Source organism: Phenylobacterium sp. (assembly GCF_030693625.1).
Classification (GTDB): domain Bacteria; phylum Pseudomonadota; class Alphaproteobacteria; order Caulobacterales; family Caulobacteraceae; genus Phenylobacterium; species Phenylobacterium ferrooxidans.
Window position 1 is genome coordinate 1 of sequence record NZ_JAUYAF010000042.1, and the last position, 23,246, is coordinate 23,246.

The following is a 23,246-nucleotide window of genomic DNA, read 5'->3' on the forward strand; positions in this document are numbered from 1 at the left end:
GCTCCAGGCCGGGAAGGCGGCGCGGGCGGCCATGACGGCCTTGTCCACGTCGGTGGCGTTGCCCAGCGAGATCTTGCCGCAGACTTCTTCGTTGGCCGGATTGATGACGTCGAGGGTCTTGGCCTCGGTCGGCTCGACCCACTCGCCGTTGATGTAGAACTTCAGGTACTCGCGCATAGGCGTCCTCCCGGGATTTCGTTGTTGAGCTCGCCGGCGGGGCCGACTTCAAACAAGCATTTTAGTGATCGTTGATCACTGGGGAAGCCCCCAAAGCCGTATTCCGTAACGGCATGAGGACTCAGGTCACTGGTGGATATGCGGCTGGCCGGCCACCGGGCTGCGTCCCTTGAGGACGTAACCCGCGCGGATGGAGCCGATATAGAGGTCCTTCAGGTCGGCGCCGCCCCAGGTGATGTTGGTGGGATGGTTGACGATATCGCCCGACAGATCGTGGATCACGGTGACGACTTCAAGGCTTGGCGTGATGGCGACCACCTTGTTGGCGGCCGGCAGGCAGACCCACAGGTTACCCTCGGCGTCCATGCCCACCCCGTCGGTGTAGCCGAGATCCTCCGCGGGCGGCCGCGGTTCCTCCTGCTGCAGCTTGCCCAGCACCGGGCCGTAGCGTCGGCCGGGGCCCAGGGTGGCGCCCGGCAGAACCGGGAAGGCCATGACGTCGGCGGCGCTGGTCTGGGCGCAGTAGAGGGTCTGCTCGTCGGCCGACAGCGCCATGCCGTTGGGAAACTTCAGCCCCTCGGCGACGATGGAGGTCGCGCCGTTGGGGCGCACCACGAAGATGAAGCCGTCGGCGCGTCCGTCCAGGGCCTGGGGCCAGGTCTCGGCATGGGTGGAGTTGGCGCACCAGATGTTCCCGGCGCGGTCAATCACCGGATAGTTGGCGCTGGTGAGCCGCCGGCCGTCGACCTGCGCCACCAGGGTCTCATGCGCGCCGGTGGCGGGGTCGAAGCGCTGGAGAGGCCCCTCCTCCCGGTCATAGATGCCGAAATTGGCGATCAGGATGCGACCCTCGAGGTCCATGTTGATCCCGTTTGGCGCGCCACCCTTGGGTCCCAGCCGCTTGAAGGAGCCGTCGGCGAAGATCTCGGCCACCGCGCACTGGTGGTCCGAGGCGAAGACCCGGCCGTCCTTGCTCACGACGACATCCTCGGGACGGTCGATGCCGACCGCGACCTTGGTCAGGCTCGCGGGCGCGATGGGGGTCAGGGGCATGGGGTTTCCTCGGGCGTTCTTATTTTGCCCGAACTAGGCCCTGCGGCGACGCGTTCGACAAGTCGGCTTGCAGCCTCCGCCGCCGCTCGCTAACACCGAGCCAGCAAAACCGGAGCCCGACCATGGTCGCCATCTACACCATCCTCACCTTCCTCGTGGTGATCTTCGCCCTGAACCGCTTCGAGTTCGGCCGCTTCGACTGATTGATCGCGAATGGCGGCGACCCCTCGCGGCGCGGCCCTGGTCACCGGGGGCGCGCGACGTATCGGCCGGGCCCTGGTCCTGGCCTGCGCACGGGCGGGCTATGACGTCGCCATCCACTGCCGGGCCGTCGATGACGACGCCCAGGCCGCCGCGGCCGATGTCCGCAGCCTAGGCCGCAAGGCCTATCTCCATCCCTGCGACCTGCGCCAGGAGGCGGCCACCGCCCCCATGGTGGGGGACGTCGAAGGCGAGCTTGGGCCCGTCACCCTGCTGGTGAACTGCGCCTCGGCCTTCGAGGAAGACGCCTTCTCCAGCATGAACCGCGCCTCCTGGGACGCGCACATGGAGACCAATCTCCGCAGCCCCCTGGTCCTGGCCCAGGCCTTTGCGCGCAGGCTGCCCGCCGAGCGCGACGGCCTGATCGTCAATGTGCTGGATCAGCGGGTGCTGGCGCCCGGCGCGGAGTTCTTCAGTTACACCCTCTCCAAGGCCGCCCTGTGGAGCGCCACCCAGATGCTGGCCCAGGCCCTGGCGCCCCGCATCCGGGTGAACGGCATCGGGCCGGGACCGACCCTGGCCTCTGTCCACCAGGACGCGGCCGCCTTCGCCGCCGAGGCCGCCGCCACACCCCTGGGCCACCCGGTCGACCCGGCGGAGATCGGCCAGGCCCTGGCCTATCTGATTGACGCACGGTCAGTGACGGGCCAGATGATCGCTGTCGATTCCGGTCAGCACCTGACCTGAAGGAGCGCGACCTTGGCCCTCTCGCCGATCCAGGAGATTCCCGCCGAAACTCAAGCCCAGCCCGTGGCCGCCGGCCGCATCGTCATGACCAAGATCTTCGTCACCGGACTGAAGATCGACGCCCAGATCGGCGTCTATTCCCATGAAAAGGGCAAGGCCCAGCCCCTCATCGTCGACGTCGAGCTGGACGTGCCCACGGCCGGCGCCGAGCGCCTGAGCGAGACCGTCAATTACGAGATGGTGGGAGAGGCCGCCCGCGCCATCGCCGCCGAAGGCCATATCGGCCTGGTGGAGGCCTTCGCCGAGCGGCTGGCGCGCGCCTGCCTGGCCGATCATCGCGTGACCCGGGCCCGGGTGCGGGTCGAGAAACCCCTGGCGCTGGCCCCCCACGCGGCGGCGGCCGGCGTCGAGATCACGGTCGTCCGCGGCTAAGCCATGGCCATCTCCCACAGCGCCCGGCTCTCGCCCCTGCAGGGTGAGACCGTGTGGACGCTGGAGGGGGACGTCATCACCCAGACGCGGGGCCGCCAGGCGCGGCGCTTCGAGCTGGCCAAGCTGAAGAGCCTGCAGAGCGCGCAGGGCGGGGCCGTCCTGACCTTCGCGCGCGGGCGGCTGACCATTCCGGCCATGAGCTATACCCGCGGACTGCGGCCCGAGAATCGCGCGGAGTCCTTCGCGGGCTTCGTCGGGGCGGTGGCGGCGGCCGCGGCGGTGACCACGCCCGGCGCGCGATTCCGCAACGCCGGCGCGCCCCTGGCCGAGCCCCTGACCTGGATGATGGGGCTGCTCGCGGCCGGCGCCGTGATGCTGCTGCTGTTCGCCGCGACGGCCGGGGCCTGGACCCTGGGCGTGGCGCTGGCCGCCCGGCTGGTCTTCGTGCTGATCCTGGCGGCGGGCGTCCTGCCCTGGTTGAATAGAGCCCCAAGCAACGCCGCGGGAAACATGGACGCGAATTAAACTGGCGCCGGGACAAATCGGGGCCACATCATGCTCTGGACGAGACGAAGAGGAGCCCGTCAATGAGTGAACGACTGAACAACGGCACGGTCACCGCGACCGAGGACAAGACCCTGCCGATGGTCGCCTATGTGCTTTACCTGCTGACCTTCGCGACCTTTTTCACGGTCTTCATCGGGCTGCTTATCGCCTATTCCAACCGCGCCACGGCCGGCCCGAGGATGGAGAGCCACTACACCTTCATGATCCGCACCTTCTGGCTGTCGATCTGGTGGTTCATCATCGGCGGCCTGCTGGTGCTGTTCGGCGGGGTGTTCTCGGTGATCCTGGTGGGTATCCCGTTCCTGATGCTGGGGGTCTTCATCTGCAGCGTCGTGGGGATCTGGTTCGGGGTCCGCTGCATCATGGGACTGCTGCATCTGTCCCGGGGTGAAGCCTATCCCCGGCCCATGAACTGGCTAATTTAGAGGCAGGATCCGCGCGCTTCGCCTAGGAAGCGCGCGGATCGAGCTGATCGCATCCCCCGCCGGTTGCATCGCCTCGACGCCCCCCACCCCAGGTCCCGAACCTTCACCGGTCGGCGCCTGGGGGGCGAGCGGCCGGGGGAATTCGTATGCTGGGTCGGATATTCGGAATGCTGCTGGGGCTGGCGCTTGGAGGCGTCGCCTACGCCATTCTCAATCCGGGCGGGCTGGAGGGGCGAATTCCCCCGATCCCGCTGGGCGCCTTCGAGAGCCTGCGGTTCTACGTGGCGATGGCCGCGGCGGGCCTGGGGGCGATCATCTTCATCGCCGCCCTACTGCCCAAGGGCCCGGGCGGCCCCTCGGGCGGTGGCGGCAAGACGCGCCGCAAGGGCGGTGCGCCGGTCACCATCGACTTCAACGACCCCGCCCCGATGACCGCCCACGATAGCGGCTCCACCCACGCCCATCATGCGGCGGAGGTGGTGGCCGAGGCGCCCGCCGTCGCGGAGGTCGCCTCTGAACCGGAGGTCCACGCCGGCGCGCCGCCCGGGGCCCCGGGAGCCTTCGCCGAGGCCAGGCGGGCGCTCCATGAACACACCAGGGCCGAACGCTGGTCAGAAGCCGCCGACAATGTCCGGCGGCTTTCGTCGTTGGCGGGGGACGAGCACGAGCGGCGCCTCGCCGCCCAGGACGCCGGGGACTTCGCCCGCGCCCAGGGCCTGACCGACCAGGCCGCCGACGCCTATGACGAGGCCCTGACCTATGCCCGCCAGATCGGCGAGCCGGCGGGCCTGGCCGACGCCCTGACCAATATCGGCGACGTGGCCTATGAGGAGCAGCGCCTGGACACCGCCGTGGACGCCTATGAGGAGGCGCTCGCCCTGCGCCGCGCCTTCGCCGAGGCCCAGCCCGCCGATGTCGCCGCAAAGCGCGCCCTGTCCCTGGCGCTGGAACGCCTGGCCGATGCGCGCGAGGATCGCGGCCACCGCATGCGGGCGCTGGATCTCTACCGGGAGAGCCTGGACATTAGCGGGTCACTGGCCGCGGCCGACCCTGTGGCCTACGGCGAGGACCTCGCGGTCACCCGGCGGAGGTTGGCGGAGCTTGAAGCCAAGGTGGCGGTCTAAGCCGGAACCAGCTCGCGCCGCACCAGCCTGGAATAGTCTTCCATCAGCTCCAGCGAGAGCTTGCCCGGCGTGAAGCTGTACTCGCCGATCTCGGACACCGGGGTCACCTCGGCGGCGGTGCCGACGACGAAGCATTCGCTGAAGGTGGAGAGTTCTTCCGGCTTGATGTGGCGTTCGACGATCTCGACGCCCTTGGACCTGGCGAGCGCGATCACCGACTGGCGGGTGATGCCGTTCAGGAAACAGTCGGGGGTGGGGGTATGCAGCACGCCGTCCTTCACGAAGAAGACGTTGGAGCCGGTGCTCTCGGCGACGTAGCCGCGATAGTCGAGCATCATGGCGTCGGTGTAGCCGGCCTTCTCCGCGGCGTGCTTGGAGATGGTGCAGATCATGTAGAGGCCGCTGGCCTTGGCGTGGACCGGCTCGGACTCCGGCGAAGGCCGCTTGTATTTCGCCCAGCACATGCGGATGCCCTTGGCCCGCTCTTCCGGCTTGAAGTAGCTGGGCCAGTCCCAGACGGCGATGGCCACGTGGATCTTGGTCTGTTGGGCCGAGACCCCGATCATCTCCGATCCGCGCCAGGCGATGGGGCGGACATAGGCGTCGGTCAGGCCGTTCTTGGCGCAGGTGTCCTTGCAGGCCTGATCGATCTCGGCCACCGTGAACGGAATCTCGAAGTCGAGGATCTCCGCCGACTGGAACAGACGCTGGGTATGCTCGGTCAGTTTGTAGATCTCCCCGCCGTACATCCGCTCGCCTTCGAACACCGACGAGGCGTAATGGAGCCCATGGGTCAGGACGTGCACCTTCGCCTCGCGCCAGGCTACGAACTGGCCGTCGAGCCAGATCCATCCGTCGCGGTCATCGAAGGGAACGAGAGACATGGGACCTCCTGCAGGGAACGCCTCCTTACAGCCCCCCGCGCCCGCGACGTCAAACAAATTGGGGGGTTCCGATGAGCGCCGTGGCCGATCCCAGGCTGGTCCTGCGCGACGAGGAGCTCGATACCGGACTTGAGCTGTTGATACTGGCCGAGGCCGCCATCTGGGCGGGCGTGGACGCCGGCCTGGAGGCCGAGGGCCTTAGCCTCGGGCGCTCGCACTGGCGGGCCGCCTTCCTGCTGAAGCGGCGGCCGGGGCTGGGCGTCCAGGAGCTGGCCCACATCACCAGCCTGTCGAAACAGGCCGCCAGCCGGGTGATCAGCGACCTGGAGGGTCATGGCCTGGCCGAAAAGGCCCAGGGGGACCTGGACGGACGCAGGAGGGCCGCGACCCTGACCGAGGCGGGGGCGGCCTTCGAAGCGCGGATTTCCGAGCGGCTGCGCGGGCAACTGGCGCGGGCCTATCGCACCGGCGGGCTGGACGGGGTGGGCGGCGCCCGGCGTATCCTGGCGGCGCTGGCGGGTGGACGAACCAAGACGGGAGCGGGGCGATGAGCGAGGCCGGGGAGCGCCACCTGCTGGTGGTGGATGACGATGACCGCATCCGCGAACTGCTGAAGGAGTACCTGGCCCGCGCCGGCTTCCGCGTGACCACGGCGCCCGGCGGCGCACCGGCCCGAAAGCTGATGGAGACCCTGGACTTCGACCTGGCCGTCTTCGACGTGATGATGCCGGGCGAGGACGGCTTCTCCCTGACCAAGTGGCTGCGGGACCGCAAGGGCATGGCCGGCCGCACGCCAGTGCTGATGCTGACCGCCCGGGGCCTGCCGGAGGACCGGATCGAGGGGCTGAAGCTCGGCGCCGACGACTATCTGAACAAGCCCTTCGAGCCTGAGGAACTGCTGCTGCGCATAGAGGCCATCCTGCGCCGTTCGCAGGGCCGGCCGGGCGCCACCGCCAATGGGCCGGTCTCCCTGGGGCGCTGCCGGTTCGACGTCGAGCGCGGCGAGCTCACCTGCGAGGAGGCCCCGGTGCGCCTGACCGAGGCTGAGGTCGCCCTGCTGAAGCGCCTGGCCCGCAGCCCGCACGAGCCGGTGGACCGCATGGAGCTGGCCCGCGAGACGGTCGATCCGTCCGGCCGCGCCGTGGACGTTCAGGTGACCCGCCTGCGCCGCAAGATCGAGACCGATCCCAAGACCCCGCGCTACCTGCAGACCGTGCGCGGCGTGGGCTACCTGCTGGCGCCCGACTGATGCGTCTGCGCCTGTCGCCGGTGCGTCTGCGGAGGCTGATCAAGCGCAGCCTGCCCACCACCCTGTTCGGCCGTTCGCTGCTGATCATCATCCTGCCGGTGGCGGTGATGCAGGTGGCGGTCACCTGGGTGTTTTTCGACGCCCACTGGCAGGCGGTGACCAGCCGGCTGTCGGAAGGGCTGGCCGGCGACGTGGCCTGGGCGGTGGAGAGCTATCAGGACGACCCCACGCCCGAGAGCTTCGCCCGCATCGCCGACCGGGCCGAACGCTCCATGAGCCTGTCGCTGGCCTTCCAGAGCGGGCGCACCCTGCCGGTGGGTCGCCGAACCGCCCTGTTCGCGGTGGTGGACCGGTCGCTGGAGAGGGCGCTGGCGGGGCGCATCGACCAGCCCTTCTGGTTCGATACCACGCGCTATCCCGCCTATGTCGACATCCGGGTCCAGACCCCCAGCGGCGTGATGCGGGTGCTGGCGCCCCGCGACCGGGCCATCGCCACCCAGGGGCACATCTTCGTCCTCTGGATGACCATCGCGACCCTGCTGCTGACCGCCATCTCGATCCTGTTCATCCGCAACCAGGTGCGCGCCATCGAGCGGCTGGCCTCGGCGGCCGACGACTTCGGTCGCGGCATGGATGCGCCGGCCTTCAAACCCAGCGGCGCGCGGGAGGTTCGCCAGGCGGCCCAGGCCTTCCTGGCCATGAAGGCCCGCATCCAGCGGCACCTGGATCAGCGCACCGCCCTGCTGGCCAGCGTCAGCCATGACCTGCGCACGCCGCTCACCCGCCTGAAGCTGGAACTGGCCCTGGCCGAGCCCACCAAGCGCACCGGCGAGATGAAACGCGATCTCTCCGAGATGGAGCACATGATCGACGAGTACCTGGCTTTCGCCCGTGGTGAGGGCGGCGAGGCCGTGGAAAGCGTAAGGCTCAAGACCCTCATCGAGGAGGTCAGCGAAGGCGCCGTGCGCGCCGGCGCCAAGGTCAGCGTCACCGCCGAGGCCGACCTGACCGCCAGCGTGCGGCCCAACGCGCTCAAGCGGGCGCTGTCGAACCTGATCATGAACGCCGCGGTGCACGGGGAGCATATCGTGGTCACCGCCGCCGCGCGCGCCGCAGGCGGGGTGGAGATTGTGGTGGACGACGACGGGCCAGGCATTCCCGAGGATCGCCATGAGGAGGCCTTCAAGGCCTTCAGCCGCCTGGACGAGGCCCGCAACCAGAACGACAAGGGCGTCGGTCTGGGCCTGGCCATCGCCCGCGACGTGGCGCGCGGCCATGGCGGCGACGTGACGCTCAGCCGCTCGCCGATGGGCGGCCTTCGCGCCACCGTCAGATTACCGGGTTAGAGAACAAGGTTCAGCCACGGTTTGGCGCTTCAAGACCGAACACGACCACGGAGGGGAAACCAAATGAAGCTCGCCCATCTCGCAACCGCCGCCGCGCTCGCCCTGCTGGCCGCCACCGCCGCCCAGGCCGCCGATCCGGTGATGGGCGATTGGACGACCGTGGGGGGCGGCGCCAAGGTCCGCATCGCGCCCTGCGTCAGCGACAGCGCCAAGGCCTGCGGCACCATCACCTGGATGAAGAATCCCAAGGACAAGGCCGGCGGTCCGCTGAAGGACGCCAACAATCCCGACGCCAACCTGCGTAACCGTCCCCTGGTGGGCCTGCAGATGATCCGCGACTTCAAGCCCGCAGGTCCCGGCAAGTGGACCGGCGGCAAGATCTACGATCCGGGCGGCGGCAAGACCTACAGCTCGAAGATCAGCGCCAACGCCAATGGCAGCCTGAAAGTGGAAGGCTGCATCGGCCCGATCTGCCAGGCCCAGACCTGGACGCGCTAGAGCATTTTCCGATAGGTGTGAAACGGTTATCGGATCGAAAAGTGCTCTAACTTTTTGAATTAGAGCCCTTTTTTAGGCGATCTAACTGCAGCAATCAGATCGGAAAGGGCTCTAGGCGCCGAGCTCCTTGGAGCGGCGCAGGGCGGCGGCCACGGCGTCGCGCAGCAAGGGTGACAGCCCGCCCTCCCCCATCAGCACCTCGAGCGCCGCCTGGGTGGTGCCGCCCGGCGAGGTGACCTGGCGGCGCAGTTCGGCGGGCTCCTCGCCACTCTGCGCCAGCAGGGCCGCGGCGCCGGCGATGGTGGAGCGGGCCAGGCGCTGGGCGGCTTCCACCGGCAGGCCCGCCGCCGCGCCGCCGGCCTCCAGAGCCTCGATGAAGGCGTAGAGATAGGCCGGCGCCGAGCCGGAGACGGCGGTGGCCGCATGCATCAGAACCTCGTCATCGAGGTCGACCACCGTCCCGACCGGGCCGAACAGGGCCTGGGCCCGGGCGCGGGCCTCGGGCTCGGCGGCATAGATGCTGGTGGTCCCCTGGCCGATCGCCACGGCGGTGGTGGGCATGACGCGGGCGACCTTGCGGCCGAAGGCGGCGGCGATGTCGGCGGACTGCACGCCGGCCGCCACCGAGACAATCACCGCCTCGGGATGCAGCAGGCTCGCCACCTCCGCCGCAGTTTCGCGCCAAAGCTGCGGCTTGACGGCGAGCAGGACGGTTTGGGCCTCAACCAGCACCGGGTCGGCGGGATTGAGCCGGGCGCCGTCACGGGCGACGGCCTGGGCCAGTTCGGTGGGGTGCGGGTCGCGCAGAATCAGGTCGGCGGGGGCGAAGGCGCCGGCTCTGCGCCAGCCCTGGATCAGGGCTCCGCCCATGCGGCCGGCGCCCAGGATCAGGATGGGGGTCATGGGGCTCTCCAGGGATCAGGGATGGCGCACCCTAGAGCCTGACCGCCGGATGGGCGAGGGCCGGGACTTGCGCCCCGCCATGGACGACATGAAAAGTCTCGGGCGTCAGCCAACCCCACCCCAGGCCGCCGCCTGGATCGGGACCGTGAACACCAGGTCGGCCGCGTCGACCCCATCCGGGGGCGGGGGAAGCGGGGCGGCGGCGCGAACCGAGGCCAGGCCGGCTCGGTCGAAGGCCGGTCGGCCGCTGGATCGCGCCAGACGGGCAAACAGCAGCGCCCCGCGGGGGTCGACCCCGAACACGACGCTCACCGTTCCCGATCCTGGGGGCGCGGCCGGCGCATGGGCGGCCAGATGCGCCCAGAGGCGGCGGCGATAGTCGGCGAGGCGGTCCTCCGCTGATGGCCTCGGCGTCTGCGTGAGAACCGGGGACGCGGCCCCCGCCGGAGCCACCGAGGGCGGCGGCTCCAGCGGCGAGGCCATGGTGGCCGCCCGGTCGTCCACTGTCGCCACCGGCCCCGGGGGTTGGCGCGGGGCGGCTTGCCGGCCAGGCTTGGGCGGTGTCGAGGGACGGTCCCGCCCACCGGCGGCGGGCCTCGGCGGCGGCGGCAGCAGTTGCACCAACATGGCCTGCTGCGGCGCAGGCTCCGCCACCGGCCTGAGGGACGCCACCCCCCAGGCCGCGACGGCGTGCGCGACGATCGAGGCGCCGATCGCCGCCACGCGCCCTCGCCGGACAGCCGGGCGCTTCAAGCTCAGAACGCGTAGGCGAGGCTGAGATTGATCGATCGCCCGGGACCCCGCAGCGGCCGGATCGGCGGAAGACTGCCGCCGGCCTTGAAGTCACCGAAGGACACGCCCCCCAGCGGAAGATCGTAGGCGGTGTCGAGCAGGTTTTCCGCAGCCAGGTCCACCCGGACCCGGTCGCCCTTCCAGCCGGAACGCAGGTTGAACAGAGCGTAGGCTGCGGTCTTCGGTTCGTGGCGCAGGGCGTTGACCGCGTCCTTCTCCCCCACAAACTCCACCTCGGCCTGGTGGGTCCAGCGACCCTTGGCCTGCTCCAGGCCCAGGCGCAGGGTCAGGGGGGTCATGTGGTAGAGGTCGTCGCCGCTGTCGCGGTTCTCGCCCTCGACCCAGGACAGGGTCCCCGTCAGGGTTCCTCGCCCCAGCGCCGGGCTCTCCCAGACCTGGGCGTGGCCGCTGACGTCGAAGCCGCGCAGATGGGCGTCCACATTGGCGAAACGAAGCTGAACGAAACCCTTGGCCAGATCGGCCAGCTTCACCGCGTCGATGAAGCCTTCGACCTGCGAACGGTAGACGCCGAAGGTCAGGCCGCGCTTTCCGTCCAGGCTGGCGTATTTCAACGTGGCCGCCAGATTGTGCGCCACCTCGGGCTTCAGATCGGGGTCGCCGACATAGGCGTTGGCGTCGCCAGCGAAAGAGGTCATTGAGCTCGACATCAGCCCCAAACCCCACGCGTAGCGCTCGTAAAGCGTCGGGCTGCGGGTCTTGCGGGCGTAGCCGAACTCGACGCTCGTGGTGGTGTTGGGACGCCAGATCGCCTTCGCCGTCACATCCACATTGTCATCGGCGCGGCTCCGGTCGCGGGCGTTGAAGGCTCGCGCCGCCATGGCGTCGGGCATGTTCATCATGCCGGTCCAGGCATAGGGCTGGACGAGGCCGGCGTCGGTGTCCACGCGCTCGACGCGGGCGCCCAGCAAGGTCGTCCAGTCCGCGGAGGGCTTGGCCTCCCACTCAACCCACAGGCCCGTCCGCTCGCGGCGCCCGTCAGTGATGTTCCAGTAGGTTTGGGGGCCCATCATCGTGCTGCCGGCCACCGGCGGCCACCAGTCGTCGACATCGGACCGATGGGCCTCGATTCCCCCCCGCACCGCCCCGCCATCCGTCAGGGGCACGGTCGCCGCCAGCGACGCGCTCAGGTCCCGGCCCTGGGTGTTCATCGGCATGCCGCCGGTGGCCGAGCCGCCCTTGTCGGCCAGGAAGTTCATCTCGTGGTTCACCGTTCGCCACGAGGCCTTGGCGGTCACCTCGCCCCAGCCATAGGTCCCCTCGTAGCGAAGGTCGGCGAAGCTGCTGTCGTTCTCGGTGAGGTCCATGCGCTGGGTGGGAAAGCCCTCATAGGGCGAGAAGTGCCGGCCGGCGCGCAGGCTGACCACGCCATGGTCGGTGAGCAGCGCCAGGGTGAGCGCCTGGTCGTAGGCCTCGTAGAGGGTCGAACGCACGCGCCGGCCGTCGCCGGTCCTGTAGTTGTCCCCGCGGCTCCAGGCGCCCTCGTAGCCGAGGCTGAACCGCTCCCCGGCGATGGCGGCCTGGAGGCTGGCGCCGACGGCGTCGGCGACGCTGCGATAGCTCGCGCCGACCTCGCCGCTCACACGCAGCCCCTCGCCCGCCTCGGCGAAGGCCGGCGGCCGCGTCGTCACAGCGATCACCCCCGCGATGTTGTCGCCGCCGGCGCTGACGGGCGACAGGGTCGGCAGGATAGAGATGGCGTCCACCCGGCCGGGGAGGACGTAGGAGCCAGGGGGGTTCATGTTGTTGGGGCAAAATGTGGTGATCCCCACACCGTCCACCGTCACCAGGACGCGGCTGTCAGCGAGGCCCCGCATCACCGGGAGGCTCGAGAACCCGCCGTTGGCGTAGACGGCCATACCCGGCTCGCCGGTCACCAGCGACATGGTGTCGGCCGAACCCGCGGCGCGGCGGGCGAGAAGCTCCCCGGTCACCTGACGCTCGCCCGGGGATCGGGCGGGATCGGCGGCCTCCGGCGCGGCTACGGCCTGGATGGGAGGCAGGGCGGTCTGAGCCCGGGCGAGGAGAGGATTGGAGAGCGTGGTGACGGCGACGCCGGCCATGAGCACGGCCGTGCGGCCGCAAAGCGAACGAGACATGAGGTAAGCCTTTGATCTGATGCACAGGCGCGCCGCCGCTATCGGCGACGCGCTTCGGAATGTCCGGAGGGATCAGATCTGCCGGGGTGGCCCGGTTGGCGGCGGCGGTGGGGCGGCAAGGCCGCGGCCCGGCGTGGTCTGGGACTCAACGGCGACGGACACGTGAACCCAGCGCAGGCCCGCCAGGACGACGAGCATCGGCGGCTCGGCCGCGAAGGCGACGCCGGAGCCCGAGAAGGCGCAGGGATGGTCGGCGGCCGGACTCCCGGACGGGTCGGTCGGCGTCTTCGTGGGCGAGTCGACGATATGGCCGGCCGCGTCGATGCTCACGGTCCGGGTGCCCTGCGGTGTGCAGAGCACGATAGGAACCGAACCGGAATCGACGCCCAGGGCCAACATGTAGCCCTGCGGGATGAAGACGCGCAGGGCGATCGCCATGCACGCCAGCATCAGCGCGAAGGCTGACGCCTTGCCACCAATTGTCCTGAAGAGCGACATTGCAGCGCCTACTAGCACCCCGACGTTGGAAGTCTATGCATCGGCCGCGATGGGCGGAACTGGCCCACCCGAGGGCCAGCGAACTCAGATTGGGCGGAAGTTCGTCCAGGCCGCCTTGATCTGACTCAAGCAGACACAGCAGACCGCTACCTATGGGAGGAACGCACGCCCCAACGCGACGGTTTGACGGACCGGCGGGGGAAGACCTTACCCGGGACCTGCTCGCGCGGGTCCCGGCCCCGGCGGCGAGACTGGCGCGTTAGGCTTCGCCGACCGTGTCGAACATGCAGGCGGCGATGGCCTCGGCAGGCGACTTGCCGCCCCGGGCCATGAAGTCGAAGGCCGGGTAGAAGCGGTCGGCGCCTTCCATGGCGACGTCGATCATGGCCGCGGCCTGGGCGAGCGTCGGGCGCTCGCCGGTCATCAGAGCCATGGCGTGCCGGAAGACGATCTCGCCGTCGTCCCAGACCTCGAAATGGCCGAGCCAGACGCGCTGGTTGACGGTGGAGACCAGTTCGAAGGCCGCGGCGCGCTGTTCGGCGCGGACCTGGATATCCACCGAGAGGCAGAGCTGCAGGCAGTCGGCCTCGGGCCGCCAGGCGAACCAGAGTTCGTAGTCCTTCCAGTCGCCGGCCAGGGTGAAGGCGAGGTCGCCTTCCTCGGTCCGATCGAACTGAAGATTCTCGGCTTGCAGCACATGCTCAACGACATCGAGCGGGTCGTGGGCGAGCAGGACGTCTTCGTCAGACAGAGGCGTGTCCATGAGACCCTTTCGCGTACGGCGTCCGGAGGAGCGAGCGCGCCCCGAATCGCCTGCGATCTTGAAACTAGTCTGGTTCGTGGGTCGCCTGTCACCGGCTTCTTCCGGGGGGCGAGCCACATTCGTGTGTTTAGGTCGTTATGCCGCGCAATCAGGCTTTCTTGGACGCCTTCTTCGGGGCGTCAGCGCCCTTCAGAGCCGCGATCTCGGCGCGCAAGGCGACGATCTCGGCCTTGAGCACTTCGAATTCGTCGCGGCGGATCAGGTCGAGCTCGGCGACCATGCGGTCGGCCTGGGCTCGGAACGCGGCCTTGGCCTCTTCGCCGGCGCTCTGGGCGAGGCCCATTGCGGCTCCGGTCAGCTTGGCCATCTCGTCGAGGAAGGGGTTCTGGGTCTGCATGCTTCCTTATATGGGAGCTGAGGGGATGAAAGCCACGGGGTTTCCGTCTAAACCGCGAGGACATCTTCTCGGAGCGCCTGGCCTTGCCCTTCCCGGACATCGACCCCGTCCTCATCCACATCGGCCCCTTCGCCATCCGCTGGTATGCCCTGGGCTACGTGGCCGGCATCCTGATCGGCTGGCGCTACATCACCTCGATGGCGCGCAACCAGGCCCTGTGGCCCCTGCGCGGGCCTCCCGCCAGCCCCGCCCAGATCGACGACCTGATCCTGTGGATCACACTGGGGATCATCGTCGGCGGCCGGCTGGGGCACGTGTTCTTCTACACGCCGGCCCTGATCGTCACCGACCCGCTGGAGGTGTTCAAGACCTGGAAGGGGGGGATGAGCTTCCACGGCGGGGTGCTCGGCGTGCTGATCGCCACCCTGCTGTTCGCCCGGGTCAACAAGGTTGATGTCTTCCGCCTGGGGGACGTGATCACCGCCGCGGCGCCCATCGGCATCTTCTTCGTGCGCATCGCCAACTTCATCAATGGCGAGCTCTGGGGGCGGCCCACCAGCCTGCCCTGGGGCGTGGTCTTCCCCGACGCCGGGATCATGCCGCGCCACCCCAGCCAGATCTATGAGGCCCTGCTGGAGGGCCTGCTGCTGTTCATCATCCTGCGGATCGCCACCCATCACGCCAAGCTGCTGAACCGGCGCGGGGTGGTGGCGGGCATGTTCTTCCTCGGCTACGGGATCGCCCGCACCCTGATCGAGAATGTCCGCGAGCCGGACGCCTACCTGCCCGCCTTCCCCTTGGGCCTGACCATGGGGATGATGCTGTCGATCCCGATGGCGCTCGGCGGCGCCTGGCTGATCTGGCGCGGCATGCGCGAGCCCCTGCCCCAGCCCGAGGTCGGCCTGGAGGCCCAGGTCGAGGAGGTCGTCGAGGGCGAGCCGCCGGCGCGCGATCCGTTCAAGATCGAAACCGATGGGCCTGCGTGACCGGCTGATCGCCCAGGTCCGCGAGAGCGGACCGATGAGCGTGGCCCAGTACATGACCGCCTGCCTGCACGATCCGGCGGACGGCTACTACGCGACGCGCCCGGCCCTGGGCGCGGACGGCGACTTCATCACCGCGCCCCTGGTCAGCCAGATGTTCGGCGAGCTGATCGGCCTGTGGGCCGTGGCGTGCTGGCAGGCGATGGGCCGTCCCTCGCCCTTCCGACTGGTGGAGATCGGGCCGGGCGACGGGACCCTGATGGACGACATGCTGCGGGCCGCGCGCCTGGCGCCGGACTTCGTCGCCGCCGCCGACGTCTGGCTGGTGGAGACCTCCGCCCCCCTGAAGGCCCGGCAGCGGCAGGTGCTGGGCGACGCCGTGACCTGGGCCGCGTCCCTGGCCGAGGTTCCGGACGAGGCGCCCATGATCCTGGTCGCCAACGAGCTGCTGGACTGCCTGCCGCCGCGCCAGTTCGTGCGGACCGACAAGCGCTGGGCCGAGCGGGTGGTGGGGCTGAACGACGCCGGCGGACTGGCCTTCGGCCTGGCGGGCGCGGCGATCGGCGACCTGGCGCCGGACGCTCCAGCCGGCTCGGTGCTGGAACAATCTCCGGCCCAGGAAGCGCTGGGCTCGGAGATCGGCGCGCGGATCGCCGCCGATGGCGGCGCGGCCCTGCTGATCGACTATGGCCGCGACCAGCCTGGTTTCGGCGACACCCTCCAGGCCCTGCGCCGCCATGTGAAGGAAAGTCCCCTGGCCAGTCCGGGTGCCGCCGACCTCACCGTCCATGCCGATTTCCCCGCCGTGCTGGCGGCGGCGGCGCGAGAGGGGGCGGCGACGGCGCCCATCCTCACCCAGGGCGAGTTCCTGGTCCGGCTGGGGATCGGCGCGCGAGCCGAGGCGCTCACCGCCGCCCGCCCTGACCGCAGCGAGGTGATCGAGCGGCAGCTGGAACGGCTGGTGTCACCCGACCAGATGGGCGAACTGTTCAAGGCCGTCTGCATCCACACCCCGGGCCTGGCCCCGCCCGGCTTCGAGGCCTGAAATGAACCCAATGACGTCGCCGCTGCTGGACCTGCCCGGCGTCCGCCACGGCTTCTTCACGCGGGCTGGCGGGGTGTCGACCGGGATCTATGACAGCCTGAACGTGGGGCGTGGCTCGAGCGACGAGCCGGCCGATGTCGCCGAGAACCGGCGACGGGCGGCCGAGCACTTCGGCCTGTCGGCCGGCGCGCTGTCGACCTGCTACCAGATCCACTCGGCCACGGCCCTGGTCGCTGACCAGCCCTGGGGCGACGAGCGGCCTGAAGGCGACGCGGTGGTCACCGCCACCCCCGGCGTCTTGTGCGGAGCGCTGGCCGCCGACTGCGCGCCGATCCTGATCGCCGACGCGGAGGGCCGCGTCGTGGCCTCGGCCCACGCCGGCTGGAAGGGGGCGCTGAACGGCGTGGCCGAGGCCTGCGTCGCCGCCATGACGGGCCTGGGCGCCGAGCCTTCGCGGATGGTGGCGGTGGTGGGGCCCTGCATCAGCCAGGCCTCCTATGAGGTGGGGCTGGAGTTCCTGGCCGCCTTCATCGGCCAGGACGGCGAGCACGAACGCTTCTTTGCGCCGGGCGAGACGGCCGAAAAGCGGATGTTCGATCTGCCGGGCTTCGTGGTCTCACGCCTCCAGGCGGCGGGCGTCGGCACGGCGGCGTGGATCGGCCATGACACCTGCGCCGAGGAGGCCCTGTTCTTCTCCAACCGCCGCGCCTTCAAGCGGGGTGAGCCTGACTTCGGCCGCCTGCTTTCGGCGATAACGCTGGTCTAATCTCCGCCGGGCCTTGCCGCTGGCGGCTCGCCTGCTACAAGCCCCGCCCATCGGCGAGACATTGCGGGAGTTCTCATGAAGCTGCTGGCTGGCAACTCCAATCGAGCGCTCGCCGAGGCCGTGGCCTCCCACCTCGACCTGCCCCTGACCAAGGCCCAGGTGAAGCGCTTCGCCGACAACGAGGTCTGGGTGACCATCGACGAGAACGTCCGCGGCGAGGACGTCTTCGTACTGCAGTCCACCAGCTACCCCACCAACGACAACCTGATGGAATTGCTGATCTGCATCGACGCGCTGCGGCGCGCCTCGGCCAAGCGGATCACCGCCGTCATGCCCTATTTCGGCTATGCCCGGCAGGACCGGAAGACCGGGGGCCGGACACCGATCTCGGCCAAGCTGGTCTCCAACCTGATCGAGCGCGCGGGCGCCGACCGGGTGCTGACCATGGATCTGCACTCGGGCCAGATTCAGGGCTTCTTCGACATCCCCACCGACAACCTGGTGTCCGCGCCGCTGCTGGCCGCCGACATCAAGGAAAACTACGAGAAGACCAGCGAGCTGATGATCGTCTCTCCCGACGTGGGCGGCGTGGTGCGGGCCCTGGCGGTCGCCAGCCGGCTGAACGCCGAACTGGCCATCGTCGACAAGCGCCGCTCGGGCCCCGGCAAGAGCGAGGTGGCCAACATCATCGGCGACGTGTCGGGCCGACGGTGCATCCTGTTCGATGACATCATCGACGGCGGCGGCACGCTGTGCAACGCGGCCCAGGCCCTGGTGGACGGCGGCGCGACCGAGGTCTCGGCCTATGTCACCCACGGCGTGCTGTCAGGGGCGGCCATCGACCGGGTCAATTCCTCGATCCTGAAGGAGCTGGTGATGACCGACTCCATCTCCGCCTCCGAAGGCGCCAGCGACAAGTCCAAGCTGCGCTATGTCAGCTGCGACAAGCTGCTGGGGGAGGCCATCCGGCGCATCGCCAATGAGGAGTCGGTGTCGAAACTGTTCGACTGACAGTTCATCCTGGATTCTAACATCTTTCCGGCACGAGACTTGCTGACCTACCCCTGAAACGGCCACGCTTGGTTAACAAGGGTTAAGCATCTGCGGTCACATTCTCGCCTGCGCGTCTGTGCTAGGTTCGCGCGCTTATCTTCTGGGGAAGCTTCAGGATGACCTCTGCCATTCGCGCGACCGGCACGCTCGCCGCCATCGCCTTCGCGGCCCTGCTGTCGGCCTGTTCGCAGCCCGCGCCCCCGCCCCCGCCCCCGCCGCCGCCCGCGGTGAGCCTGTCGCCGAAGCTGATCGAGCAGGCGGCCGCCTATCGCTACTACATGGCCCGCGTGAGCGCGGTGACACCCGACTTCGCCGACGGTGAGGCCATCGCCAAGGGCGTGGCCGTCGGAGCCGCCTACGAGCCCAAGCAGCTTCAGCGCGGCGCCACGGCCTACGCCGCCGTCGTCGCCCTGCAGGACCCCGCCTTCGTGGCCGGGGTCCGCACCTACGCCGTCAATGTGGATCAGCGCCGCGAAGTTGTGGCCGCGATCCTCAAGGACCCGGCCTATGTCGTGGGCATCGCCGGCTCGGCCAGCGCCGCGGGCCTGGTGAAGACCGCGCTCGGCAATGAGGGCCAGCAGCTCTACGACGCCGGCAAGGCGGTGAAGCAGTCGGCCTATGACCTTCAGAAGCAGAAGTGGTCGAAGTCCGACGTTCTCAACCGCGACCTGCGGCTGTCGCAGGCCAAGAGCCTGTCGGCCACCCCGGTGGTCGGCGATCTCGCCGAGACCGCGCGCCTACAGCAGGCCGCCCTGGGCGTCTCGCCCCTGGGCCTGACCGCCGAACCGGCCGCTCCGCCCTACAGCCCCATCGTGGTGCGCGGCATGGCCGTGGCCGCGCTCGCCGCCCTGGGCGAAGGCGGCGACGCCAATGTCGACACCCTGATGGCGGTGATGGCCGAGCCCAACGTCGCCTTCTGCATGAACATGGCCAAGCTGAACCTCTATCAGTGCCTGGCGGTCTCCAAGCCGCACTACGAGGACGTCTTCTGCCTCGGCCAGCACATCATGATGGACACCGGTCGCTGCGTGATCAAAGCCTCCGGCAACACCGAGCCCTTCGAGGCCAAGTTCATTCCGAAGATCCGGGTGGCCGACGGCTCGGCCCCCTACAAGGTCACGCCCGCCAAGGCCGACACCAAGAAGCGCTAAAACATCTGCGCCCGCCCGTTGCCACGGGCGGGGCTTTTGTGTATTTACGCCCACCTTTCGACCCCAGGAGGGTCGTCCGTCGCCGCGCGGCACTTCGCGCGGCGGTTTCGTTTTGAGGCAAGGCCATGGCCGATATCATTCTGAACGTTGAAGTTCGCGATCGCACCGGCACCGGTGGTGCGCGCGAGACCCGCCGCGCGGGCATGGTCCCCGGCGTGCTCTACGGCGGCGCTAAGGATCCGGTCGCCATCGCCGTGAAGGCCAACGAATTCCGCAAGGCGCTCTATACGGGCAAGCTGCTGGGCCACCTGGTGACCCTGAAGTACGGCGATGAGACCCAGCCGGTCATCGCCAAGGCCGTGGACATGCACCCCGTCAACGACGAGCCGGTCCACTTCGACCTGTACCGCGTCGACGAGCACCAGCTGATCAAGATCGAAGTGCCCGTGCACTTCAAGAATCAGGAAGAGTCCCCCGGCCTCAAGAAGGGCGGCACGCTCAACATCGTGCGTCACACCGTCGAGCTGGCCTGCCCCGCCGACCACATCCCCGAAGAGCTGGTCTTCGACCTGACCGGGGCGGAAATCGGCGACACCATCCGCATGTCGGCCTTCGCGCTGCCGGAAGGCGTCAAGCCGGGCGTCGACCGTGACTTCGTGGTCGCCACCCTGGCCGGTTCGTCGGCCTCGGCCTCGGCCGACGCCGCCACCGACGACGCCGCCGCCGCCGCGGCCTCCACCACGGTTTAAGGACTGGCCGGCCCCCCCCCGGGGGGCCGTGCCGCCTGGCGCCATGCTGATCCTCGCGGGCCAAGGCAATCCCGGCGCCCAGTACGCCAAGAACCGTCACAACATCGGCTTCATCGCCGTGGACGAGATCGCCAAGCAATGGCGGTTCGGGCCGGAGCGCTCGAAGTTTTCGGGCCTGGCCCGCGAGGGCGAGATCGACACGCCCGCCGGCCCTGTGAAGGCCCTGATCCTCAAGCCCCAGACCTTCTACAACGAGAGCGGCCGCTCGGTCGGCGCCGCGGTGAAGTTCTACAAGGCCAACCCGGCCGACGTGGTGCTATTCTATGACGAGATCGATCTGGCGCCCGGCCGATTCCGCATGAAGACCGGCGGCGGCGCGGCCGGCAACAACGGCGTCCGCTCGGTGACCGCCCATATCGGCCCTGACTTCCGCCGCGCCCGGCTCGGCGTCGGCCACCCGGGCCATCCCGAAAAGGTTCAGGGCCACGTGCTGTCGGACTTCCACAAGGTGGAGCAGCCCTGGGTCATCGACCTGCTGAAGGCCGTGGCCCAGGCCGCGCCTCTGCTGGCCGCCGGCGAGGACGACAAGTACCAGACCGAGGTCCTGCGCCTTGCCCCCGCCGACAAGGGCGACACCCGCCAGGCCCGCAGCCGCGGCGACAGCTGAGCCACCACAGTTGGGCGGCGCCGGCAGACGTGCTAGGTCGCGCCCTCGAATAGGAAATGGAAGTTCATGGCCCTGAAAGTCGCGATCGTCGGCCTGCCCAACGTGGGCAAATCGACCCTGTTCAACGCGCTGACCCAGACGGCGTCGGCCCAGGCCGCCAACTATCCCTTCTGCACCATCGAGCCCAACACCGGCGACGTGGCGGTGCCTGAGCCGCGCCTGGACGCCCTGGCCGCCGTCATCCCGTCCAAGGAGATCATCCCCGCGCGGATCAACTTCGTGGATATCGCCGGCCTGGTGCGCGGCGCCTCGAAGGGCGAAGGCCTGGGCAACCAGTTCCTGGCCAATATCCGCGACTGCGACGCCGTCGCCTTCGTCGCCCGCTGCTTCATCGACGACGACATCACCCACGTGGAGGGCAAGGTCGATCCGCTCTCCGACCTGGAGACCATCGAGACCGAGCTGATGCTGGCCGACCTGGAAAGCCTGGAGAAGCGGGTCAGCAACCTGGAGAAGCGCGCCAAGGCCGGCGACAAGGAAAGCGCCACGACCCTGCGCCTCGTGCAGCTGGCCCTGACCGAGCTGAACGCCGGCCGCCCCGCCCGCAAGGCGAAGGTCGCCGACGAGGACGACAAGGCCTGGCGCATGCTGCAGCTGTTGACCTCCAAGCCCGCCCTCTACGTTTCCAATGTCGATGAGGCGTCGGCCGCCGAGGGCAACGAGATGTCCCGCCTGGTGGCCGAGCGCGCCACCCGCGACGGCGCCGACCACGTCGCCATCTCCGCCCAGATCGAGAGCGAGATCGCCATGCTCGCCGCCGATGAACGCGCCGAGTTCCTGGAAACCCTGGGCCTCACCGAGCCCGGCCTCAACAAGCTGATCCGGGAGGCCTACCACCTGCTGGGCCTGCAGACCTATTTCACCGTCGGCCCCAAGGAGGCCCGCGCCTGGACCATCCACAAGGGTGACACCGCCCCCCAGGCGGCCGGCGTCATCCACACCGACTTCGAGAAGGGCTTCATCCGGGCCGAAACCATCGCCTATGAGGACTATGTCGGTCTCAAGGGCGAAGCCGGGGCTCGCGAGGCCGGGAAGTTCCGCCAGGAAGGCAAGGAATACGTCGTCCGCGACGGCGACGTCCTGAACTTCCGATTCAACGTCTAGGACTCACGGCGAAAGCCAGCGGAACGCCCGGGCGAGGAAGGCTTGGCCGTCCCGCTCCACCGGCGCGCCGTGCGCCATCAGCACCTTCGTAGTCGGCCATTGCAGGATGCGCCGCAGCGACGCCCGCGCCGCCGGGCGGTCTGAGAAGGCGATGCGGAACTTTCGTGGGACGGCGGGCTCGGCCTCCGTCATCAGGTCCAGCCGCGCCACCAGCGCCCGCCAACCCTTGAACCAGCCGCGCGGGAACTGCTGGATCAGGTCGGTGAAGATCGCCGTGCCGCTCGCCCGGTGGAGGAACACCACCTCCTGGGTGATCCGGGAGCCCCGCACGATCACCTGTTCGAGCTCTCCCGCCCAGTCCGCGGGCGGGGTGTCGGTGAGGTCTGCGTCAAAGGCGAGGTCCGGCAGCTGGCCCCGCAGCCCCGGCGCGGCGTGGAACCGCGCGCTCGGATAGGCCGTCCGCCATTCGCTCAGGAAGAGATCGTGCAGAAAGTTGGGGCCGACCACGTGGCGCACCTCGCCCAGCGCCTCGACGGCCGCCTTGAGGCCCGGGGTCAGCGCGACCGGCGAGATGACAAGGACACCGTCCCCGCCCAGCCGGATAACCACCATCCGCGTCGAATAGCGGAAACCGATCACCTCGACTTCCGGCCCGGCGGACAGCCAGATCTCCGGGCCGAAGGGCTCCAGCAGCGGCGTGCTCATCGGATGGCCTCCAGCCCAGGGGAGCGCCGAAAACCATAGGACCGGCCATCCGGAGCGCCAACCCTGCTGGACATCCGCCGCGCCTCCCCTAGCTATATCGGCGACAACGGGAGAGACGTCATGGGTGAGTTTTCCAAGCTGGCCGGCGCCGACGGCTTCGAGTTCGCCGTCTATCGCGCGGCGCCCAGCGGCGCGCGCAAGGGCGGCGTGGTGGTCATCCAGGAGATCTTCGGGATCGACGAGCATATCCGGCGCGACGTCGATCGCTGGGCCAGCCTCGGCTACGAGGCCATCGCGCCGTCGCTGTACGACCGCCGCGAGCCGGGCTTCACCGCCGGCCACGACCCCGCCGGCCTGACCGCCGGAGTCACCCATGCCCGCGCCACCCCCCTGGACCAGGCCCTGGCCGACATCGCCGCAGTGCGCGACGAGCTGGCGGGCGCGGGCAAGGTGTTCGTGGTGGGCTATTGCTACGGCGGGTCGCTGACCTGGCTCTCGGCCTGCCAGCTCGAGGGCTTCGCCGCCGCCTCGAGCTATTACGGCAGCATGGTCCAGGCCAATGCCGACAAGACCCCCAAGTGCCCCACCATCGTCCATCTCGGCCGCAAGGACGCCGGTATCCCGGCCGACGACGTCAAGGCCGCCGTCCAGGCCCACAACCCGGACGTGGCGGTCTACATCTACGAGGACACCGGCCACGGCTTCAACAACGAGGATCCGGAGCGGCTGAACCAGGCCAGCGCCGACCTCGCCCGCCAGCGCACCCTCGACCTCTTCGCGGGCGCCTGAG

The 23,246-nt window shown here is 69.3% G+C and carries 28 protein-coding genes; 18 read left to right on the forward strand and 10 right to left on the reverse strand.

All coding sequences use genetic code 11. The features are described 5' to 3' along the window. On the reverse strand, positions 1-177 hold a 177-nt coding region (locus Q8N10_RS09255; RefSeq protein WP_304777522.1), incomplete at its 3' end, for an aldehyde dehydrogenase family protein. Positions 178-303: 126 nt separating this feature from the next. Next, on the reverse strand, positions 304-1,230 hold the full coding sequence (locus Q8N10_RS09260; RefSeq protein ID WP_304777353.1) for an SMP-30/gluconolactonase/LRE family protein: 927 nt from the start codon (positions 1,228-1,230) through the stop codon (positions 304-306). A 213-nt stretch (positions 1,231-1,443) separates the two neighbouring features. On the opposite strand from Q8N10_RS09260, the gene Q8N10_RS09265 reads away from it, so the two are divergent. The 5 genes from Q8N10_RS09265 to Q8N10_RS09285 all read left to right on the forward strand — a co-directional run bounded on the left by Q8N10_RS09265 (position 1,444) and on the right by Q8N10_RS09285 (position 4,726). Next, positions 1,444-2,178, forward strand: coding sequence for an SDR family oxidoreductase (locus tag Q8N10_RS09265; RefSeq protein ID WP_304777354.1), 735 nt, complete (start codon positions 1,444-1,446; stop codon positions 2,176-2,178). 84 nt (positions 2,179-2,262) lie between these two features. Further along, complete coding sequence (folB, locus tag Q8N10_RS09270; RefSeq protein ID WP_304777524.1) at positions 2,263-2,610, forward strand: dihydroneopterin aldolase; 348 nt, start codon at positions 2,263-2,265, stop codon at positions 2,608-2,610. A 3-nt stretch (positions 2,611-2,613) separates the two neighbouring features. Then, positions 2,614-3,135 (forward strand): hypothetical protein, encoded by a 522-nt coding sequence (locus Q8N10_RS09275; RefSeq protein ID WP_304777355.1) that lies wholly within the window; start codon positions 2,614-2,616, stop codon positions 3,133-3,135. 62 nt (positions 3,136-3,197) lie between these two features. After that, complete coding sequence (locus Q8N10_RS09280; protein ID WP_304777356.1) at positions 3,198-3,602, forward strand: hypothetical protein; 405 nt, start codon at positions 3,198-3,200, stop codon at positions 3,600-3,602. A 167-nt stretch (positions 3,603-3,769) separates the two neighbouring features. Next, positions 3,770-4,726 (forward strand): tetratricopeptide repeat protein, encoded by a 957-nt coding sequence (locus tag Q8N10_RS09285; RefSeq protein ID WP_304777357.1) that lies wholly within the window; start codon positions 3,770-3,772, stop codon positions 4,724-4,726. Here the strand turns inward: Q8N10_RS09285 and Q8N10_RS09290 are convergent. Further along, positions 4,723-5,610 (reverse strand): branched-chain amino acid aminotransferase, encoded by an 888-nt coding sequence (locus tag Q8N10_RS09290; RefSeq protein WP_304777358.1) that lies wholly within the window; start codon positions 5,608-5,610, stop codon positions 4,723-4,725. The genes Q8N10_RS09285 and Q8N10_RS09290 overlap by 4 nt on opposite strands. Positions 5,611-5,681: 71 nt before the next feature. Between Q8N10_RS09290 and Q8N10_RS09295 the strand changes: the two genes are divergently transcribed. The 4 genes from Q8N10_RS09295 to Q8N10_RS09310 all read left to right on the forward strand — a co-directional run bounded on the left by Q8N10_RS09295 (position 5,682) and on the right by Q8N10_RS09310 (position 8,703). After that, positions 5,682-6,161 (forward strand): MarR family winged helix-turn-helix transcriptional regulator, encoded by a 480-nt coding sequence (locus Q8N10_RS09295; protein WP_304777359.1) that lies wholly within the window; start codon positions 5,682-5,684, stop codon positions 6,159-6,161. Then, positions 6,158-6,859 carry a response regulator gene (locus tag Q8N10_RS09300; RefSeq protein ID WP_304777360.1) on the forward strand — a complete coding sequence of 234 codons (702 nt, stop codon included), beginning with the start codon at positions 6,158-6,160 and terminating at the stop codon, positions 6,857-6,859. Before Q8N10_RS09295 ends, Q8N10_RS09300 begins: the two co-directional genes overlap by 4 nt. Further along, positions 6,859-8,205, forward strand: coding sequence for an ATP-binding protein (locus tag Q8N10_RS09305; RefSeq protein WP_304777361.1), 1,347 nt, complete (start codon positions 6,859-6,861; stop codon positions 8,203-8,205). Before Q8N10_RS09300 ends, Q8N10_RS09305 begins: the two co-directional genes overlap by 1 nt. A gap of 63 nt (positions 8,206-8,268) precedes the next feature. Continuing rightward, on the forward strand, positions 8,269-8,703 hold the full coding sequence (locus Q8N10_RS09310) for a DUF2147 domain-containing protein (protein WP_304777362.1): 435 nt from the start codon (positions 8,269-8,271) through the stop codon (positions 8,701-8,703). A 111-nt stretch (positions 8,704-8,814) separates the two neighbouring features. On the opposite strand, the gene proC is transcribed toward Q8N10_RS09310, so the two are convergent. The 6 genes from proC to Q8N10_RS09340 all read right to left on the reverse strand — a co-directional run bounded on the left by proC (position 8,815) and on the right by Q8N10_RS09340 (position 14,173). Beyond that, on the reverse strand, positions 8,815-9,606 hold the full coding sequence (gene proC, locus Q8N10_RS09315; protein WP_304777363.1) for a pyrroline-5-carboxylate reductase: 792 nt from the start codon (positions 9,604-9,606) through the stop codon (positions 8,815-8,817). 105 nt (positions 9,607-9,711) lie between these two features. After that, the gene (locus Q8N10_RS09320) at positions 9,712-10,329 is read right to left on the reverse strand and encodes an energy transducer TonB (protein WP_304777364.1); all 618 of its coding nucleotides are present in this window, start codon (positions 10,327-10,329) and stop codon (positions 9,712-9,714) included. Between the two features lie 32 nt (positions 10,330-10,361). After that, positions 10,362-12,515 (reverse strand): TonB-dependent receptor, encoded by a 2,154-nt coding sequence (locus Q8N10_RS09325; RefSeq protein WP_304777365.1) that lies wholly within the window; start codon positions 12,513-12,515, stop codon positions 10,362-10,364. Positions 12,516-12,587: 72 nt separating this feature from the next. Then, on the reverse strand, positions 12,588-13,013 hold the full coding sequence (locus Q8N10_RS09330; protein ID WP_304777366.1) for a hypothetical protein: 426 nt from the start codon (positions 13,011-13,013) through the stop codon (positions 12,588-12,590). 259 nt (positions 13,014-13,272) lie between these two features. Further along, positions 13,273-13,776: a YbjN domain-containing protein gene (locus Q8N10_RS09335; protein ID WP_304777367.1), complete on the reverse strand. Its 504-nt coding sequence runs from the start codon at positions 13,774-13,776 to the stop codon at positions 13,273-13,275. A 148-nt stretch (positions 13,777-13,924) separates the two neighbouring features. Further along, positions 13,925-14,173, reverse strand: coding sequence for an accessory factor UbiK family protein (locus tag Q8N10_RS09340; RefSeq protein ID WP_304777368.1), 249 nt, complete (start codon positions 14,171-14,173; stop codon positions 13,925-13,927). 83 nt (positions 14,174-14,256) lie between these two features. On the opposite strand from Q8N10_RS09340, the gene lgt reads away from it, so the two are divergent. From lgt to ychF, 8 genes are all read left to right on the forward strand, one after another. After that, positions 14,257-15,159, forward strand: coding sequence for a prolipoprotein diacylglyceryl transferase (gene lgt, locus Q8N10_RS09345; RefSeq protein ID WP_304777369.1), 903 nt, complete (start codon positions 14,257-14,259; stop codon positions 15,157-15,159). After that, entirely contained in the window at positions 15,146-16,201 is a 1,056-nt protein-coding gene (locus tag Q8N10_RS09350; RefSeq protein ID WP_304777370.1) for a class I SAM-dependent methyltransferase, read from the forward strand. Before lgt ends, Q8N10_RS09350 begins: the two co-directional genes overlap by 14 nt. A gap of 10 nt (positions 16,202-16,211) precedes the next feature. Further along, positions 16,212-16,967, forward strand: a complete 756-nt coding sequence (pgeF, locus tag Q8N10_RS09355) for a peptidoglycan editing factor PgeF (RefSeq protein ID WP_304777371.1) — start codon at positions 16,212-16,214, stop codon at positions 16,965-16,967. Positions 16,968-17,042: 75 nt separating this feature from the next. After that, on the forward strand, positions 17,043-17,978 hold the full coding sequence (locus Q8N10_RS09360; RefSeq protein ID WP_304777372.1) for a ribose-phosphate pyrophosphokinase: 936 nt from the start codon (positions 17,043-17,045) through the stop codon (positions 17,976-17,978). 158 nt (positions 17,979-18,136) lie between these two features. Continuing rightward, on the forward strand, positions 18,137-19,171 hold the full coding sequence (locus tag Q8N10_RS09365) for a hypothetical protein (RefSeq protein WP_304777373.1): 1,035 nt from the start codon (positions 18,137-18,139) through the stop codon (positions 19,169-19,171). Between the two features lie 125 nt (positions 19,172-19,296). Next, the gene (locus tag Q8N10_RS09370; RefSeq protein WP_304777374.1) at positions 19,297-19,920 is read left to right on the forward strand and encodes a 50S ribosomal protein L25/general stress protein Ctc; all 624 of its coding nucleotides are present in this window, start codon (positions 19,297-19,299) and stop codon (positions 19,918-19,920) included. 43 nt (positions 19,921-19,963) lie between these two features. Further along, positions 19,964-20,587 carry an aminoacyl-tRNA hydrolase gene (gene pth / locus Q8N10_RS09375; protein WP_304777375.1) on the forward strand — a complete coding sequence of 208 codons (624 nt, stop codon included), beginning with the start codon at positions 19,964-19,966 and terminating at the stop codon, positions 20,585-20,587. 66 nt (positions 20,588-20,653) lie between these two features. Beyond that, positions 20,654-21,751, forward strand: a complete 1,098-nt coding sequence (gene ychF / locus Q8N10_RS09380; RefSeq protein WP_304777376.1) for a redox-regulated ATPase YchF — start codon at positions 20,654-20,656, stop codon at positions 21,749-21,751. Between the two features lie 3 nt (positions 21,752-21,754). Here ychF and Q8N10_RS09385 read toward each other — a convergent pair whose 3' ends face one another. After that, positions 21,755-22,456, reverse strand: coding sequence for a DUF4336 domain-containing protein (locus tag Q8N10_RS09385; protein ID WP_304777377.1), 702 nt, complete (start codon positions 22,454-22,456; stop codon positions 21,755-21,757). A gap of 120 nt (positions 22,457-22,576) precedes the next feature. On the opposite strand from Q8N10_RS09385, the gene Q8N10_RS09390 reads away from it, so the two are divergent. After that, positions 22,577-23,245, forward strand: a complete 669-nt coding sequence (locus tag Q8N10_RS09390; RefSeq protein ID WP_304777378.1) for a dienelactone hydrolase family protein — start codon at positions 22,577-22,579, stop codon at positions 23,243-23,245. Position 23,246 lies beyond the last annotated feature (1 nt).